Raw genomic sequence first — 13515 nt, forward strand, 5'->3', positions numbered from 1 at the left:
CGCAAGGACCGGTATGTAACCATTCCGCGACGCGGCGGTCAGCTGGCCGCCTGGCCCTCCGTGGCGGGGAACGGAGCCTGGGGTTTTTGCTGCCGGCGCGCGATTTCCAGGCCGATGTCGTTGTAGCGGCCCAGCAGGTCCGCGCCGTCGAACGCCTGCGGGTTATCCAGCAGGGCGAAGACGGAATCGCTGGCGTGGAGCAGTTCTTCGTCCGAGTACTCCGTCAGCGGGCGGCCGTAGAGTACTTCGAAGAAAATCACCGGCAACTGAGGGAGTCCCTCGGCAAAATCACCGCCGCCGGTGAACAACTCCGTGACATCGTCGTCCATGAGGAGCGGTTGGGTGGTCGACGGGCCGTCGGCATTGCGGTCGTAACTGGCGGTGACAAGCTGGAGGGTCACCCCGGCGGAGGGAAGGCCCGGCAGGGAGTTGGTGTCCATGGCGTTCAGGTCGGCGCGCAACCCGGCGAGCGCCGATGATTCGATGAGGGCAGCCTGCGAAAGATCAACACAAATGCGGCAACGCAGGCCCATCCGCCGGACGCGTCGAATGATGTGGACGAGTTCCGCACGGGTGTCGTGGCGAAGGGTTCCCCGGACTTCAATCCGGACGATGTCAGCTGAGACATCGAGGTCAACTAGTGCGTCAAGCGCGCGGTCCATAGGTACTCCAAAAGAGGTTCTATGGCCGACGGCTCAACCTCCGCAAGCGTAACCTCCAGCGGGAGCCCCGCACAAGCCGTCCCTCAGGCGCTCTGGCCCGGCCTGACGCTTCCCGGCTCCTGGTAGTGGGTGTGCGCGCCTGCCCCGCCGACGGAATCCACCAGCGACCTGGCGATGTCGCGCAGCTTGGTGTTGCTGTTGCTGGACGCCTCCGTGAGGATTTCGACGGCGGCCGCCTGGCTGCAGCGGTTTTGCGCCATGACAATGCCAATGGCGATGTCGATGATGGTCCGCGATTCCAGGGTCGCGCGGAGATTTGAGGCGCTGTCCGCATGCAGTGAGAACCTGACCGCGAGGCGCAGTGCCTGCGAAATCTCCCTGGTGAAGTCCCGCGCACGGGCAGCCGCCCCGCCATCGAACTTGTGCGGGACGTCGGAATAGAGGTTCAAGGCAGCCTTGGCCTCGCCCTGCAGGTTGAAGGGCAGGGAAAGCACCGAACGCAGCCCGTGGGACGCAACAGCGTTGGCGTAGTCCGGCCCCCACCTGTCCTCCTCGAAAAGGTCCGGAACATAGACCTCACGTTCGTCCTTTGCCGCGGTAAGGCACGGCCCTTGGGACAGGGAGTACTGGATTTCATCTACTTCCCGGGCCGAGTCACTGCTCCAGCCGATCGTGGCTGCCTTCCGGTCACGGAGCAGTGTGATTCCGCACAGGGCGTCGTCGCCGTCGCCTGCCATCTGGTGCGCGGAAAACCGCGCAAGCTCGTTGAGGAAGTCCTCAAAGTCAGCGCTGTCCAGAATCAGGTTCTGGACCTTGTCGGTAGCGCTCAAAGGTTGTTCTTGGGTGGGCAAGTGTAGGGTCTCCAAGCAACTGAAGGGTGATAAGGCAAATATTAGGTCACCCGCTGGCCCTGACCAAGTGCGGACCCCAGTCCGAACCGACGCAATTCTTCGGAGCCGAAGGCGGTCAGTCGGACGGAGCGCGGGTGCGAGCCACGGATCAACCAGCCCCGGTCCAGCGCGCCTGCTGCGAACAGTTCGGCAAAAAGTCCGGCCGCGTGGTCTACCCGTTCGGTCCAGTCCAGGCATGGCCGTGCCAGCGCACGGGTGGGGTTCTCCGGTAACGGCATCCCAACGTCCCGGGCCCAGGCCCGGCCGTTGCCAGTAACCGTCCAGTCGGATGAAAGGAGCCCTTTGTCCAGCCAGGTCCGGGTCACTGCAACTCCGAGGGCCCCGGCCAGGTGGCGGTAACAGGTCCGGCCCTGTTGCAGTTCATGGTTATGTTTCTGAGCCCGGAAGGACCGGGGCACCACGGGTTCTGCATGCGGGCTCAGCCGGACCAGCGCCTCCACCGCGTCGGCCACGTTACGGTTCTTCAGCCTCACATACCTGTGCCGCCCCTGGCGGACGTCCTCGACCAACCCCGCGTCAGTGAGTTTGTTAAGGTGCACCGTGGCGGTCCCGCGGGTGATGCCGGCGCTCTCCGCCAGTTCCGCCGCGGTCCATGCCCGCGCGTCCATGAGGGAGATCAGCATCCTGGCCCTCGACTCCTCAGCCATGGCCCGCGCCGTCATAGCCAAGTCATCTGCCCAGAGCGGTGCCATGCTCCAATACTTCCACGGAGATGGTTTGACCGGCACCAAACTGTTGAGGGGCGACTATTGGGGCATGTTCACCGCCATCACCCCGGGCGCCCACTACTTTGGCTCCCTCGTTGTCCTTTTGACCACCGCGAACCCCGATGGCAGCACGAACATCACACCCATATCCTCTGCATGGTCCCTGGGGGACCACTACGTCCTGGGGCTCGGCACCGCCAACCAGGGCCACGCGAATTTAATGCGGAGCCGCGAAGTTGTACTCAACCTTCCCGAGGCGCGCCTGGCCGGGCAAATAGAGCAGATTGCCATGACTACTGGAATGGACCCGGTACCGCCCCAGAAGAAGCGGCTGTACCGGTACGTACCCGACAAATGGGCCCTTACCGGCTGGACCAGCCTTCCGAGCATGGAAGTTTCGCCGCTCCGGATCGCCGAATGCCCCGTCCACATTGAGGCGACGCTGGAAAACAGTCTGGCCCTGGACACGGATATGGAGGCCATGCACGTCCGGGTGCGCAAAGTCCACGTCAGGGAGGACCTTGCCCTCGACGCACGACATGTGGACGTCGGCGCATGGCAACCGCTGTTCTATACGTTCCGCCACTATTTCGGGCAGGGCCACCACTGTGGATCCAACACCAGGGCGGAGCAGCGGCTGCCGGAGCCGGCCGGACGTCCAGGGCAGCGCCCTGCCGCCGCCCTTACCGGGTACTAGGCAAGGCCAAGCTCGTCCTTGCCAAACGCGAACAGGTAGGGAACACCCGTTTCGGCCTCGATCTTTTCCTTGGCGCCGGTGTCGCGGTCAACGATGACGGCAACGGCCACTACGTTCCCCCCAGCCTTCCGCACGCCTTCCACTGCCGTCAGCGCCGACCCTCCGGTGGTGGACGTATCCTCCAGGACCAGCACCTTCCGACCTTCGACGGACGGGCCCTCCACCTGGCGGCCCATGCCGTAAGACTTCTGGGCTTTGCGGACCACGAAAGCGTCAACGGACCGGCCTGCGTCAACCGCGGCGTGCATCACCGCGGTACCGACCGGGTCTGCGCCCATGGTGAGCCCGCCTGCGCACTCAAAGTCGATCCCGGCGTCGTCAGCCAGGGCCAACATCACCTGGCCCACCAGCTTGGAGGCTTCGTGGTGCAGGGTGATCCTGCGCAGGTCGATGTAGTAGTCGGCCTCGGCCCCGCTGGAAAGGATCACCTTGCCGCGGACAACGGCGAGTTCCTTGATCAGTTCGAGCAGTCGGGCGCGGGCAGCGGCAGCGTCAGGCGCAGCGTGAGTGGGCGAAGTCATGGGCTCCAGTTTAGTGGGTGAGCGGGCGGGCAAAGCCTGGCGCGTGCTCCGGAAGCGGACCGAAAGCGATGACCCGGGGCAGGATCCGCCTCAAGACGGGGTTGTGCCTGATAGCGAACAGCAGCGTCTGGCGGAGCCTGGACGTGTTTCCGGCTGCAGCGGCTGCCGGAAATTTCCCGGCGAACAACGGAACGAACACGGCCCGGTGCATGATCCGCTGCACGGTTTGCACCACCACGGTGGGCATCCAGCGGCGGCGCTGGACCGCAGCAAGGGTGGCGGTGCGCACCTGTCCGCGACGCAGGTCCGGCGCCAGCCGCTTCGCCGCTGCCACCGCGTCCTGGATGGCCAGGTTGATTCCTACGCCCCCGGCGGGTGACATGGCATGCGCGGCATCCCCGATGCAGAGGAAACCGCCGGCATACCACCGGCGCAGGCGGTTCAGCCTGACATCGAGCCAGTGCAGGTCTTCCACACTGCTGACCGAACCGACGGTGTCCGCCAGGTCGGGTCGGAGTGCGGCCACCCGTCGGCGGAACCGCTCCACGCCTTCGGCCCGGATCCTGGCGTCCGCGCCCTTCGGGGCGAGGTAGCCCATCTGGTAATAGTCAGTGCGGTTCAGTGCAATCATCGCTTCCCGGTCACCTATGGCCGGGACCACCCCGGCCGCCCCAGTCCTTCCTGGCGTCCGGCGCGGAAGTTTGAACCACCACACATCAAACGGCACCGGATACTCCTTCGGGGACAACCCCGCGGCCCGGCGCAGCACCGACTGCCGGCCATCAGCCGCCACCACCACGTCGGCGTGAAGCACCTGCTCCCCGCCGGCCGCGGTATCGCCGGCGGACCGGTAGCGCACCGCGGTGACGCGTCCGCCGTCGTCGAACTCCAATCCCGTGGCTTCGCATTCCATCAGGAGGGTGAATGTCGGTTCAGCCTTGGCGGCGGATGCAAGGAAATCCAGGAAGTCCCACTGCGGCATCATGGCCACATAGTTGTACGGGGGTTTCAAGGAGTCGAAGTCAGCCAGGGTAACCAGGCCGGCGCCCGGGACCGGGAATGCCACATTTTGCAGGCGGCTCTGCGGCAGGGCACGGAATCCGGGGCCAAGGCCCAGCTCGTCCATCAGCCGGATCGTGGAAGCATGCACCGTGTCGCCGCGGAAATCTCGCAGGAAATCGCCGTGTTTTTCCAGGACAACCACGTCCACCCCGGCCCTGGCCAGCAACAGTCCGAGCATCATTCCCGCCGGGCCGCCGCCCACCACTGCACACCCCGTCCGTTCCATGCAGTTACGCTACGCCGGGCGCCGCGCGTCCGGAACAGTTGAGGGTTGTTGACAGCGCTGGCTAGGCTGGACCACATGCGCGAACTCCAGGCCAAGATCATTGAAGAAATGGGCGTTCTGCCCCGGATCGACCCCGCAGGGGAGGTGCGCAAGCGCGTCACATTCCTGAAGGAATACCTGAAGGCAACGCATACCAAGGGCTTCGTCCTGGGCATTTCCGGCGGGCTGGATTCCTCCTTGGCCGGGCGCCTTGCGCAGCTGGCGGTGGAGGAACTCCAGGCCGAGGGCGTGGAAGCGAACTTCGTGGCTGTACGGCTGCCGTACGGCGTGCAGCATGATGAGGATGACGCGCAGGCAGCCCTGGACTTCATCAAGGCCAAGACCGAGTGGACCTTCAACATCTCCGCAGCGGTTGACGGTTTCGAGGACGAGTTCGAAAAAACGGTGGGCTCGGAGATTTCCGATTTCCACAAGGGCAACACGAAGGCCCGCACCCGCATGATCGCACAGTACGCACTGGCTGGGGAATTCAACTACCTGGTGATCGGCACAGACCACGGCGCCGAATCCGTGACCGGCTTCTTCACCAAGTACGGCGACGGCGGCGCGGACATCCTGCCCCTGTTCGGCCTCAACAAGCGGCAGAACAGGGCCCTGCTGGCCGAACTGGGAGCGCCGGCCCGCATCTGGGAGAAGGTGCCCACCGCCGACCTCCTCGATGACCGTCCTGGCCGTAGTGACGAAGACGAACTCGGCATCAGCTACGACCAGATCGACGACTACCTCGAAGGCCGCGACGTTCCGGAAACAGTGGCCGAATCGATCGAACAGAAGTTCCTCCGCACCCGGCACAAGCGCACGGTTCCGGTGACCATCTTTGACACCTGGTGGAAGGACCAGGGCCCGGAGGAGCCCCGCGCCGGACTCTAGCGGGTACGCCGCCTGTCCGCGCCGCCCAGCTGCTGCGTAATCCGGTGCGCCTCCGCCATCAGCAGGCCACCAAGTTCCTCCTGCCGTTCGGGTTTGAAGCGCGGCTCGATGCCGGTCAACGACAAAGCCCAGGCCGGCTTGCCGGATCGGTCGAACACCGCCGCACCCATCCCCCAGCTTCCCTCCAGGACCAGCCCGGGGTTTACCGAGTAGCCGGCCAGCCGTGTGCGGGCAAGGTTTTTCCGGATCAAGGCGGCGGTGTGGTTTGCCGCGAATGCCCCCGCGTGGTCAGTCCACCGGTCCAGCAGTTCCTCCTGCTCGCTTTCCGGCAGGAAGGCCAGGATGGCCGTGCCGGCCGACGCAACACCCAGCGGGAACCGCACGCCCTCGTGCAGGACGAAGGAACGCACGGGGAAACTTCCTTCCTCGCGCAGCAGGCAGACCGTCTCAGCGCCGCGCCGGATCGAAAAGAAGGCGCTCTCCCCCGTGGCCTCGGCAAGTCGTCGAAGGCTGGGGCGGGCAATGTCCTCCATCGGAAAGCGTGCCGCGGCCACGGACCCCATGAGCAGCACCTCCGGGCCGAGCACCCAGTTGCCGGTGGTGGGATCGTGGTCCAGCAAGCCTTCAGCGGCAAGGGACGAAAGGAGTCGGTGGACCGTGGGGCGGGTGAGTCCTGATTCGCGCACCAGCCCGGCCAGCGGCATGCCCTCCGCGCTTCGACCTACCAGCCGCAGCAGCCCGGCAATCCGCGTCACCACCTGGGCGCCCTGCACCGGCGTCATGGTCACAAATCCTCCTAATGTCCACAATATGGATATGTTTGAGCATATCGTCCACACTGTAATTCCTTGGCATTGTCGCCTTGACAGGTTCAATGAGCCGCCCGTAGTCTCCGGAAGCAGATCCTGCGTCCACTAAGTGGACGTTCACTGCTCTCAACGAGGAGACGTCATGAAAAAACTCCAGCCTTCTGCCATCGCAGCCCTGGCGGGCGCGCTGCGGAACGGGATGACCCTCGCCGTGGGCGGCTTTGGCCTCAGCGGCATCCCCGCTGACCTGATCGAAGCCGTGCGCGACTCCGGCGTCAAGGACCTCACCGTCGTCTCGAACAACATGGGCGTGGACGGCAAGGGCCTGGGCATCCTGATCGAAGCCGGCCAGGTCCGCAAGGTCATCGCCTCCTACGTTGGCGAGAACAAGCTCTTCGCGGAGCAGTACCTCGCAGGGAAACTCGAGGTTGAGTTCACCCCGCAGGGAACACTGGCGGAACGCCTCCGCGCCGCCGGCGCCGGCATTCCGGCGTTCTACACCAAAACAGGCGTGGGCACCCTGGTGGCCGAGGGCAAGCCGCACGAGGTGTTCGACGGCGAGACTTTCGTCCAGGAGCGCGCCATCAAGGCCGACGTCGCACTGGTCCACGCGCACACCGCGGACACGGACGGCAACCTCACCTACCGTTTCACTGCCCGGAACTTCAACCCGGTGGTGGCCACCGCAGCGGTCCTCACCATCGCCGAAGCGGAGGTCATCGTCTCCCCCGGCGAACTGGACCCGAACCACATCGTCACCCCCGGGGTCTTTGTCCAGCGGTTGGTCCAGGCCACGGCCCGGGTAAAGGACATCGAGCAGCGGACGGTACGCCAGCGCACTGTGGCTGCCGGCGCCGAAGCGCTGGCCGTCTGAGCCGTGGCCGGGAACTCAAAGGAGAGCACCACCTTATGACTACCACGCAACCCGATGACCTCGATATCCGCCAGAAAGGCCTGGCCCGGATGGCGGAGAGGCTGGCCGGATGGACACAGAAATGGTTCCCTGACGCGTACATCTTCGCCTTGGCCGGGGTGCTGCTCGTCGCCGTCGCAGCGTTGGCGGCAGGCGCTTCGCCCAAAGCCGTGGTGGATTCCTTCGGCAACGGATTCTGGGACCTGACCGCTTTCACCCTCCAGATGTCAATGGTTGTCCTGACCGGTTACGTCGTGGCAACCTCGCCCCCTGTGGCCCGGCTGATTGAACGCCTGGCCCAGGTTCCCGGCTCCGCGCGGACCGCCGTCAGCTTTGTTGCCGTGATGTCCATGTCGGTGTCGTTCGTGAACTGGGGTTTGAGCCTGATCTTCGGCGGCCTCCTGGCGCGTGCCGTGGCCCGCCGGGGGGACCTCCACGTCGACTACCGGGCCCTCGGCGCGGCGGCGTTCATGGGGCTGGGCGCAGTCTGGGCGCTGGGGATGTCCTCCTCCGCGGCCCAGCTCCAGGCAACCAAGGCTTCCATTCCGCCGGCGCTCCTGAAGATCACCGGCGTCCTGGACTTCGGCACCACCATCTTCACCTGGCAGTCCCTGCTGACCCTGGTCATCCTGATGCTGCTGACCACCGTCATTGCCCACTTCTCCGCCCCCACGGGCGGCGCCGTCAAAACCGCGGCCGACCTCGGCGTCGACCTTGATGACCAGCCCGAACCGCCGGCCGAGAAGTCGCGCCCCGGCGAGTGGCTCGAATACAGCAGGGTCCTGCCTATCCTGGCGGGGGTGCTCACCCTCGGCTGGCTGGTGTCCCAGCTCCTGACCCTGCCCATCCTGAGCGTGGTCAGTTCACTGAACGGCTACCTGCTGGTCTTCCTGATGCTGGGGCTTGTGCTGCACGGAACCCCGCGCAAATTCCTCCAGTCCGTGACCAAGGCCGTGCCCGCAACCGCAGGCATTTTGGTCCAGTTCCCGCTCTATGCGGCGATGGCGGCCATCCTCACCAAGGCGACGGGCGCGGGCGGCCTCTCGGTGTCCGAGCATCTGGCCCATTTCTTCACCAGCATCGGCGGCAACGGTGCGTTCGCGGTCATCATCGCCCTTTACACGGCCTTCCTGGGGATGTTCGTCCCTTCCGGCGGAGGCAAGTGGCTGGTCGAGGCACCCTACGTCATGCAATCCGCGACCGACGTAAACATGAACCTTGGCTGGACCGTGCAGATCTACAACATGGCCGAGGCCCTGCCCAACCTCATCAACCCGTTCTTCATGCTGCCGCTGCTGGCCGTGTTAGGCCTGCGCGCCCGGGACCTGGTGGGCTTCACGTTCCAGCAGTTCCTGTTCCACCTGCCGGTTGTGCTGCTGTTGGCCTGGCTGCTGGGAATGACATTCGAATTCGTGCCGCCGGTAATACCCAACTGACTACAGACACCCGCATACTGCGAGAAGGAAAAAGGAGTTTCGCCATGGCCTGGACCAGGGATGAGATGGCTGCGATTGCGGCCGGGGAACTGAATGACGGCGACTACGTCAACCTGGGGATCGGCATCCCCACACTGGTGGCCAACAACCTGCCCGAGGGCGTGCGGGTGGTGCTGCAGAGCGAGAACGGGCTGCTGGGCATGGGGCCGTTCCCGTTCGAGGGCGAAGAGGACGCGGACCTGATCAACGCCGGCAAGCAGACCGTCACGGTGTTGCCCGGCGGCAGCATCTTCGATTCCGCCACTTCGTTCGGCATGATCCGCGGGGGCCATGTCAAGGTGGCGATCCTGGGCGCCATGCAGGTCTCCGGCGATGGTGACCTGGCCAACTGGACCATCCCGGGCAAGATGGTCAAAGGCATGGGCGGCGCCATGGACCTGGTGGCCGGAACACCGCGCGTGGTGGTCCTGACCGAACACAACGCCAAGGACGGCAGCGCCAAGATCGTCAGCCAATGCACCCTCCCGCTGACGGGGCTCAGCTGCGTGGACCGGATCATCAGCGACCTCGCCGTGTTTGACCTTTACAAAACGGGCGACGGCGGACGGCAGCTCACGCTGACCCGGCTGGCGCCAGGCGTCACCGAAGAGGAGATCCGGGAAAAGACCGACGCCGGCTTCGATGTCCGGCTTGAGAACGAGGAAATGGCAGCGTGAGCCTGAAAGACCAGTTCGGCAAGGATGTCCTGATCACCGGCTGGGGGCACAGCAGGTTTGGCAAGCTGGCGGACGAGACCCTCGAATCGCTGATTGTCCAGGTGGCCACGGACGCCATCAGCACCGCGGGCGTTGAACCGTCGCAGATCGACGAGGTCTACGTGGGCCAGTTCAACGCCGGCATGATGCCGCTGGCCTTCCCCTCGTCACTGGCCCTGCAGGTTTCCCCGGACCTGGCCAACGTCCCGGCCACCCGTGTGGAGAACGCGTGCGCTTCCGGCTCGGCCGCCTTCCAGCAGGGCACCAAGTCGCTGCTGGCCGGTACCGCAAAAACGGTCCTGGTGATCGGCGCGGAAAAGATGACCCACGCCGGGGCAGACGTGGTGGGCGCCGCGCTTCTCGGGGCGGACTACGACATGGCCGGGAAACAGTCCACCACAGGTTTCACCGGGCTCTTCGCCGAGGTGGCAAAACACTACGCCAAGCGCTACGACGCCGCCGGCAGCCTTGGAGACATACTGGGCAGCATCGCAGCGAAGAACCACCGCAACGGCGTGGACAACCCCTACGCCCAGCTCCGCAAGGACCTTGGCGAGGAGTTCTGCCGGACCGTCTCAGACAAGAACCCGATGGTGGCCGACCCGCTGCGCCGCACCGACTGCTCCCCCGTCTCGGACGGTGCAGCCGCCGTCGTGCTGTCCGTCTCCCCCACCGGCGGTGCCACGGCTCCGGTACGGCTTGCCGGCTTCGGCCAAGCCAACGACTTCTTCCCCACCGACCGCCGCGACCCCACGGCGTTCGAGGCCACCCGGGCCTCCTGGCAGCGCGCCCTGGCGATGGCCGGCGTCGGGCTCGAAGACCTGGACCTGGCCGAAGTCCATGACTGCTTCACCATCGCGGAACTGCTCATGTACGAAGCCATGGGCCTGACCGCCCACGGCGAAGGCGCCCGGGCTCTTGAGGAAGGCTGGGTGTACAAGGACGGCAAGCTGCCGGTCAACGTCTCCGGCGGGCTCAAGGCCAAGGGCCATCCGGTGGGCGCCACGGGAGTCTCGCAGCATGTGCTTGCTGCGATGCAGCTCACCGGGACCGCCGGCGATATGCAGCTGGCGGCCCCGCGCAGGGCTGCGGTGCAGAACATGGGCGGCGTCGGCATCGCCAACTACGTCAGCATCCTTGAGGCTGCCTGACATAGCGCACGGGGGCAGCCCCGTCCTGCTTACTTCGCGGCACCCGCAACAGCATCGGCGCCGGCGGTGGCACAAGCTTCATCCAGGGCGCCATCAGGTGCCCCGCCCACGCCGATGCCGGCAACAGAAACGCCATTGACCTTCAACGGGACACCGCCTGCCAGGAACAGCGTGCCCGGCAGGTCGGCGATCGAGGGACCATTGCCATTGACGCGCTTGGCGAGTTCGCTGGTGGGTGCACCGAAGGCTGCGGCCGTGTAGGCCTTCTGCTTGGCGGCCTCAATGGTGTGGGCGGCGGCGTTGTCTCCCCGGAGCACAGCCTGGACCGTGCCGAAGCGGTCAACGACGGCCACCGTGACGAAGGGCAGCTTGTCTGCCTGGCATTTGGCGAGCGCCGCAGTCACGGCCTGGGCCGACGCTCCGGCAGTGATCCGGTTCTGCTGCACCACTGTTTCCGGAGCCGGCCGGACATCAACGGCCGGTACGACGGCGGGAGCTTCCGCGCCGTTCGCCCCGCCGGTACCGGCGTTCGCGGCCACCGTCGCTCCGGCCGTGGCCAGGATCGCTGCGGCTGCTGCGGCGGTGAGTGCTTTGTGCGACGTCTTCATAATGCTTCCTTCGGTTGGGGGTGCTGCTTCCGGGTTCCATCCTTCCGGCCGCGTCCTGCGGCGGCATCGGTTGATGGGCTGTTCCTGGCTACCCCGAAAGGCCGGCCATATCAGCCAAAAGGCTGAGGGCAGCCAGGGCAGGGACGCCTAGCATGGAGTGCAGAGCCACCCATCAGAACCGGATCCCGCATGCCCACCAGAGATGCCCTACCAGCCACAGGTCCGGCGGCCGGCGCCGCCCAGGGCCCCGACGCCCGCCGGTCGCTTCGTGCGCCGGCGGCGAACGGCCGCCTGGGCGGCATCGAGGCCGCGGTCCATCTTGGCTTCGCGGTGCTCCTGGTGGCCTCCGTGGTGCGGTACGTTCTGCGGCACTCACCGGCCGACAACATGCTGGTGCTGGGACTCGCTGCCGCCGCCAGCCTGCTGTACGCCGTCGTAGCCCTGCTAACGGCTCGGGACCGGCACAGCGTCGCCTGGGTGGTGGCGCTGGTTGGCGTGTGGGCGGTCCTTGTGGTGGCGGCGCCAAGCTTCGCGTGGTGTTCCTTTGCCCTGTTCTTCCTGTGCAGGAGTGCTTTGCGGGGCGCTGCCGCCTACATCCTGGCGGCCGTCATCACCCTGGCAACAGCCGCCGGCCTGTTCCGGCTCGGTAACGGCACCGACATCGCCATGCTGCTGGGTCCACTGGCTGTCGGGACCATGCTGACGCTCATCTATGACAGGATCCAGAACGACGCCGCAGAGCAGCGCCGCCTGAACGCGCAGGTTTCCCTGGCCCAAGGGCAGCTCGCGGCCAGTGAGCGCCGGGCCGGCACCATCGCCGAACGGGACCGGGTATCCCGGGAAATCCACGACACCGTCACCCAAGGGCTCGCCAGCAGCCTGCTCCTGCTCGAAGCAGCGGGCCGCGGGTGGCCGGATGGGACAGCCCGGGACGGTCTGCGCCAGGCCACCGACCTGCTCCGCGCGAACCTGGCGGACACCCGGAGCCTGGTCCACGAGCTCGCCTCCCCCGGGTTGGAATCGACGCCGTTGCCGGACTCGCTGCTGCTTGCCGCCCGGCGGTACATGCCGGCGGCCACCCTGGCGGTGACGGGCGAACCGGGCCCCGTTCCCCCGGAGGTGCGGCACGCCCTGCTGCGGGTTGTGCAGAGTGCCTCCTCCAACATCGCGCTGCATGCTTCGGCTTCGATGGCCGCGCTGACGTTGGGTTTCCTGCAGGACACCGTCACCTTGGACATTTACGACGACGGTGCGGGCTTTGACCCGGCGGCGGCAGCCCCGCCGTCGGCCTCGGGTGGGTACGGCCTGCGGGCAATGCGGCAACGGGTGGAGCAGCTGGGCGGGAGCTTCTCGGTGCAGAGCACCCCGGGCGAGGGCACCATCGTGGCCGCGCAACTTCCTTTGGAGGGGCCATAGATGGGCGGCATTACGGTCCTTCTGGTGGACGACCACCTGGTGGTTCGCAGCGGCCTGCGTGCGTTGCTTGCGACCCAGCCTGATATGGATGTCGTCGCGGAGGCGTCGTCGGGTGAAGAGGCGTTGCAGCTGGTCCGTTCGCACGCCCCGGCGGTGGTGGTCATGGACCTTGCCATGGGCCCGGGCATGGACGGGATCGAAGCCATCTGGCAGATCCGGGACCTCAACCCCGGGCAGGCCATCCTGGTGTTCACCACCTACGATTCGGATGCGGACATTGTCCGTGCCGTGGATTCCGGGGCAATGGGATACCTGCTGAAGGACGCCGCGCCGGAGGAAATTTTTGCCGCCATCCGGGGCGCGGTGCAGGGCCGAAGCGTGATGAGCCCGCCAGTGGCGTCACGGTTGTTCCAGCAGCTGCGCAACCCGGACGAGGTGCTCACGCCGCGGGAGGCCGAACTGCTCAGCCTGCTCACCGAGGGCCTGAGTAACCGCGAACTCGGACGGCGGCTCTTTATCTCAGAGGCCACCGTCAAAACCCACCTGGCACACATCTACGCCAAGCTCGGAGTGGACACCCGGGCGGCCGCGATTGCCACTGCAATCCGGCGCGAGGGGATGCGGTAACAGCGCTTTATGGCCAATACCCTT

At 66.1% G+C, this 13515-nt stretch carries 15 protein-coding genes; 8 read left to right on the forward strand and 7 right to left on the reverse strand.

Annotation, left to right across the window (positions count from 1 at the left end; all coding sequences use genetic code 11):
• Positions 1 to 38: 38 nt before the first annotated feature.
• The 3 genes from AC4EEO_RS16260 to AC4EEO_RS16270 all read right to left on the reverse strand — a co-directional run bounded on the left by AC4EEO_RS16260 (position 39) and on the right by AC4EEO_RS16270 (position 2196).
• The gene (locus AC4EEO_RS16260; protein WP_018763124.1) at positions 39 to 662 is read right to left on the reverse strand and encodes a hypothetical protein; all 624 of its coding nucleotides are present in this window, start codon (positions 660 to 662) and stop codon (positions 39 to 41) included.
• Between the two features lie 83 nt (positions 663 to 745).
• Positions 746 to 1492, reverse strand: coding sequence for a GAF and ANTAR domain-containing protein (locus AC4EEO_RS16265; protein WP_018763123.1), 747 nt, complete (start codon positions 1490 to 1492; stop codon positions 746 to 748).
• A 62-nt stretch (positions 1493 to 1554) separates the two neighbouring features.
• A complete protein-coding gene (locus AC4EEO_RS16270; RefSeq protein WP_491339284.1) occupies positions 1555 to 2196 on the reverse strand; it encodes a helix-turn-helix domain-containing protein in 642 nt (213 codons plus the stop codon).
• On the opposite strand from AC4EEO_RS16270, the gene AC4EEO_RS16275 reads away from it, so the two are divergent.
• Positions 2180 to 2977: a flavin reductase family protein gene (locus AC4EEO_RS16275; RefSeq protein ID WP_491339285.1), complete on the forward strand. Its 798-nt coding sequence runs from the start codon at positions 2180 to 2182 to the stop codon at positions 2975 to 2977. The two genes, AC4EEO_RS16270 and AC4EEO_RS16275, sit on opposite strands and share 17 nt — an antisense overlap.
• Here the strand turns inward: AC4EEO_RS16275 and pyrE are convergent.
• Entirely contained in the window at positions 2974 to 3558 is a 585-nt protein-coding gene (gene pyrE, locus AC4EEO_RS16280; RefSeq protein ID WP_018763120.1) for an orotate phosphoribosyltransferase, read from the reverse strand. The two genes, AC4EEO_RS16275 and pyrE, sit on opposite strands and share 4 nt — an antisense overlap.
• Positions 3559 to 3568: 10 nt before the next feature.
• Entirely contained in the window at positions 3569 to 4846 is a 1278-nt protein-coding gene (locus tag AC4EEO_RS16285; protein ID WP_491339286.1) for an FAD-dependent oxidoreductase, read from the reverse strand.
• A gap of 75 nt (positions 4847 to 4921) precedes the next feature.
• Here AC4EEO_RS16285 and nadE point away from each other — a divergent pair, with 75 nt between their 5' ends.
• Complete coding sequence (gene nadE, locus AC4EEO_RS16290; RefSeq protein WP_491339287.1) at positions 4922 to 5776, forward strand: NAD(+) synthase; 855 nt, start codon at positions 4922 to 4924, stop codon at positions 5774 to 5776.
• Here nadE and AC4EEO_RS16295 read toward each other — a convergent pair.
• A complete protein-coding gene (locus tag AC4EEO_RS16295) occupies positions 5773 to 6558 on the reverse strand; it encodes an IclR family transcriptional regulator (protein WP_491340437.1) in 786 nt (261 codons plus the stop codon). The two genes, nadE and AC4EEO_RS16295, sit on opposite strands and share 4 nt — an antisense overlap.
• 169 nt (positions 6559 to 6727) lie before the next feature.
• On the opposite strand from AC4EEO_RS16295, the gene AC4EEO_RS16300 reads away from it, so the two are divergent.
• Genes AC4EEO_RS16300 through AC4EEO_RS16315 form a run of 4 tightly spaced genes read left to right on the forward strand, consistent with a single transcriptional unit; the run spans position 6728 to position 10840 of the window.
• Positions 6728 to 7459, forward strand: coding sequence for a CoA transferase subunit A (locus AC4EEO_RS16300; protein WP_491339288.1), 732 nt, complete (start codon positions 6728 to 6730; stop codon positions 7457 to 7459).
• A gap of 35 nt (positions 7460 to 7494) precedes the next feature.
• Entirely contained in the window at positions 7495 to 8934 is a 1440-nt protein-coding gene (locus tag AC4EEO_RS16305) for a short-chain fatty acid transporter (protein ID WP_109045851.1), read from the forward strand.
• A 44-nt stretch (positions 8935 to 8978) separates the two neighbouring features.
• Positions 8979 to 9650: a CoA transferase subunit B gene (locus AC4EEO_RS16310; RefSeq protein WP_491339289.1), complete on the forward strand. Its 672-nt coding sequence runs from the start codon at positions 8979 to 8981 to the stop codon at positions 9648 to 9650.
• Positions 9647 to 10840, forward strand: a complete 1194-nt coding sequence (locus AC4EEO_RS16315; protein ID WP_491339290.1) for an acetyl-CoA acetyltransferase — start codon at positions 9647 to 9649, stop codon at positions 10838 to 10840. The genes AC4EEO_RS16310 and AC4EEO_RS16315 overlap by 4 nt, the downstream gene beginning before the upstream one ends.
• A gap of 29 nt (positions 10841 to 10869) precedes the next feature.
• Here the strand turns inward: AC4EEO_RS16315 and AC4EEO_RS16320 are convergent, their stop codons facing one another.
• Positions 10870 to 11448, reverse strand: coding sequence for a GlcG/HbpS family heme-binding protein (locus tag AC4EEO_RS16320; protein ID WP_018763112.1), 579 nt, complete (start codon positions 11446 to 11448; stop codon positions 10870 to 10872).
• A gap of 189 nt (positions 11449 to 11637) precedes the next feature.
• Between AC4EEO_RS16320 and AC4EEO_RS16325 the strand changes: the two genes are divergently transcribed.
• Complete coding sequence (locus AC4EEO_RS16325) at positions 11638 to 12864, forward strand: sensor histidine kinase (protein WP_491339291.1); 1227 nt, start codon at positions 11638 to 11640, stop codon at positions 12862 to 12864.
• Positions 12865 to 13491 (forward strand): response regulator, encoded by a 627-nt coding sequence (locus AC4EEO_RS16330; protein ID WP_491339292.1) that lies wholly within the window; start codon positions 12865 to 12867, stop codon positions 13489 to 13491.
• Positions 13492 to 13515 lie beyond the last annotated feature (24 nt).

The organism is Pseudarthrobacter sp. MOO13 (assembly GCF_058267655.1).

What these genes read in the sequence shown, in the direction of transcription:
- AC4EEO_RS16260 (WP_018763124.1), bottom strand. Translation starts at nt 662, where the DNA reads ATGGACCGCGCGCTTGACGCACTAGTTGACCTCGATGTCTCAGCTGAC.
- AC4EEO_RS16275 (WP_491339285.1), top strand. Translation starts at nt 2,180, where the DNA reads ATGAGGGAGATCAGCATCCTGGCCCTCGACTCCTCAGCCATGGCCCGC.
- AC4EEO_RS16270 (WP_491339284.1), bottom strand. Translation starts at nt 2,196, where the DNA reads ATGCTGATCTCCCTCATGGACGCGCGGGCATGGACCGCGGCGGAACTG.
- pyrE (WP_018763120.1), bottom strand. Translation starts at nt 3,558, where the DNA reads ATGACTTCGCCCACTCACGCTGCGCCTGACGCTGCCGCTGCCCGCGCC.
- AC4EEO_RS16285 (WP_491339286.1), bottom strand. Translation starts at nt 4,846, where the DNA reads ATGGAACGGACGGGGTGTGCAGTGGTGGGCGGCGGCCCGGCGGGAATG.
- nadE (WP_491339287.1), top strand. Translation starts at nt 4,922, where the DNA reads ATGCGCGAACTCCAGGCCAAGATCATTGAAGAAATGGGCGTTCTGCCC.
- AC4EEO_RS16295 (WP_491340437.1), bottom strand. Translation starts at nt 6,558, where the DNA reads ATGACGCCGGTGCAGGGCGCCCAGGTGGTGACGCGGATTGCCGGGCTG.
- AC4EEO_RS16300 (WP_491339288.1), top strand. Translation starts at nt 6,728, where the DNA reads ATGAAAAAACTCCAGCCTTCTGCCATCGCAGCCCTGGCGGGCGCGCTG.
- AC4EEO_RS16305 (WP_109045851.1), top strand. Translation starts at nt 7,495, where the DNA reads ATGACTACCACGCAACCCGATGACCTCGATATCCGCCAGAAAGGCCTG.
- AC4EEO_RS16310 (WP_491339289.1), top strand. Translation starts at nt 8,979, where the DNA reads ATGGCCTGGACCAGGGATGAGATGGCTGCGATTGCGGCCGGGGAACTG.
- AC4EEO_RS16320 (WP_018763112.1), bottom strand. Translation starts at nt 11,448, where the DNA reads ATGAAGACGTCGCACAAAGCACTCACCGCCGCAGCAGCCGCAGCGATC.
- AC4EEO_RS16325 (WP_491339291.1), top strand. Translation starts at nt 11,638, where the DNA reads ATGCCCACCAGAGATGCCCTACCAGCCACAGGTCCGGCGGCCGGCGCC.
- AC4EEO_RS16330 (WP_491339292.1), top strand. Translation starts at nt 12,865, where the DNA reads ATGGGCGGCATTACGGTCCTTCTGGTGGACGACCACCTGGTGGTTCGC.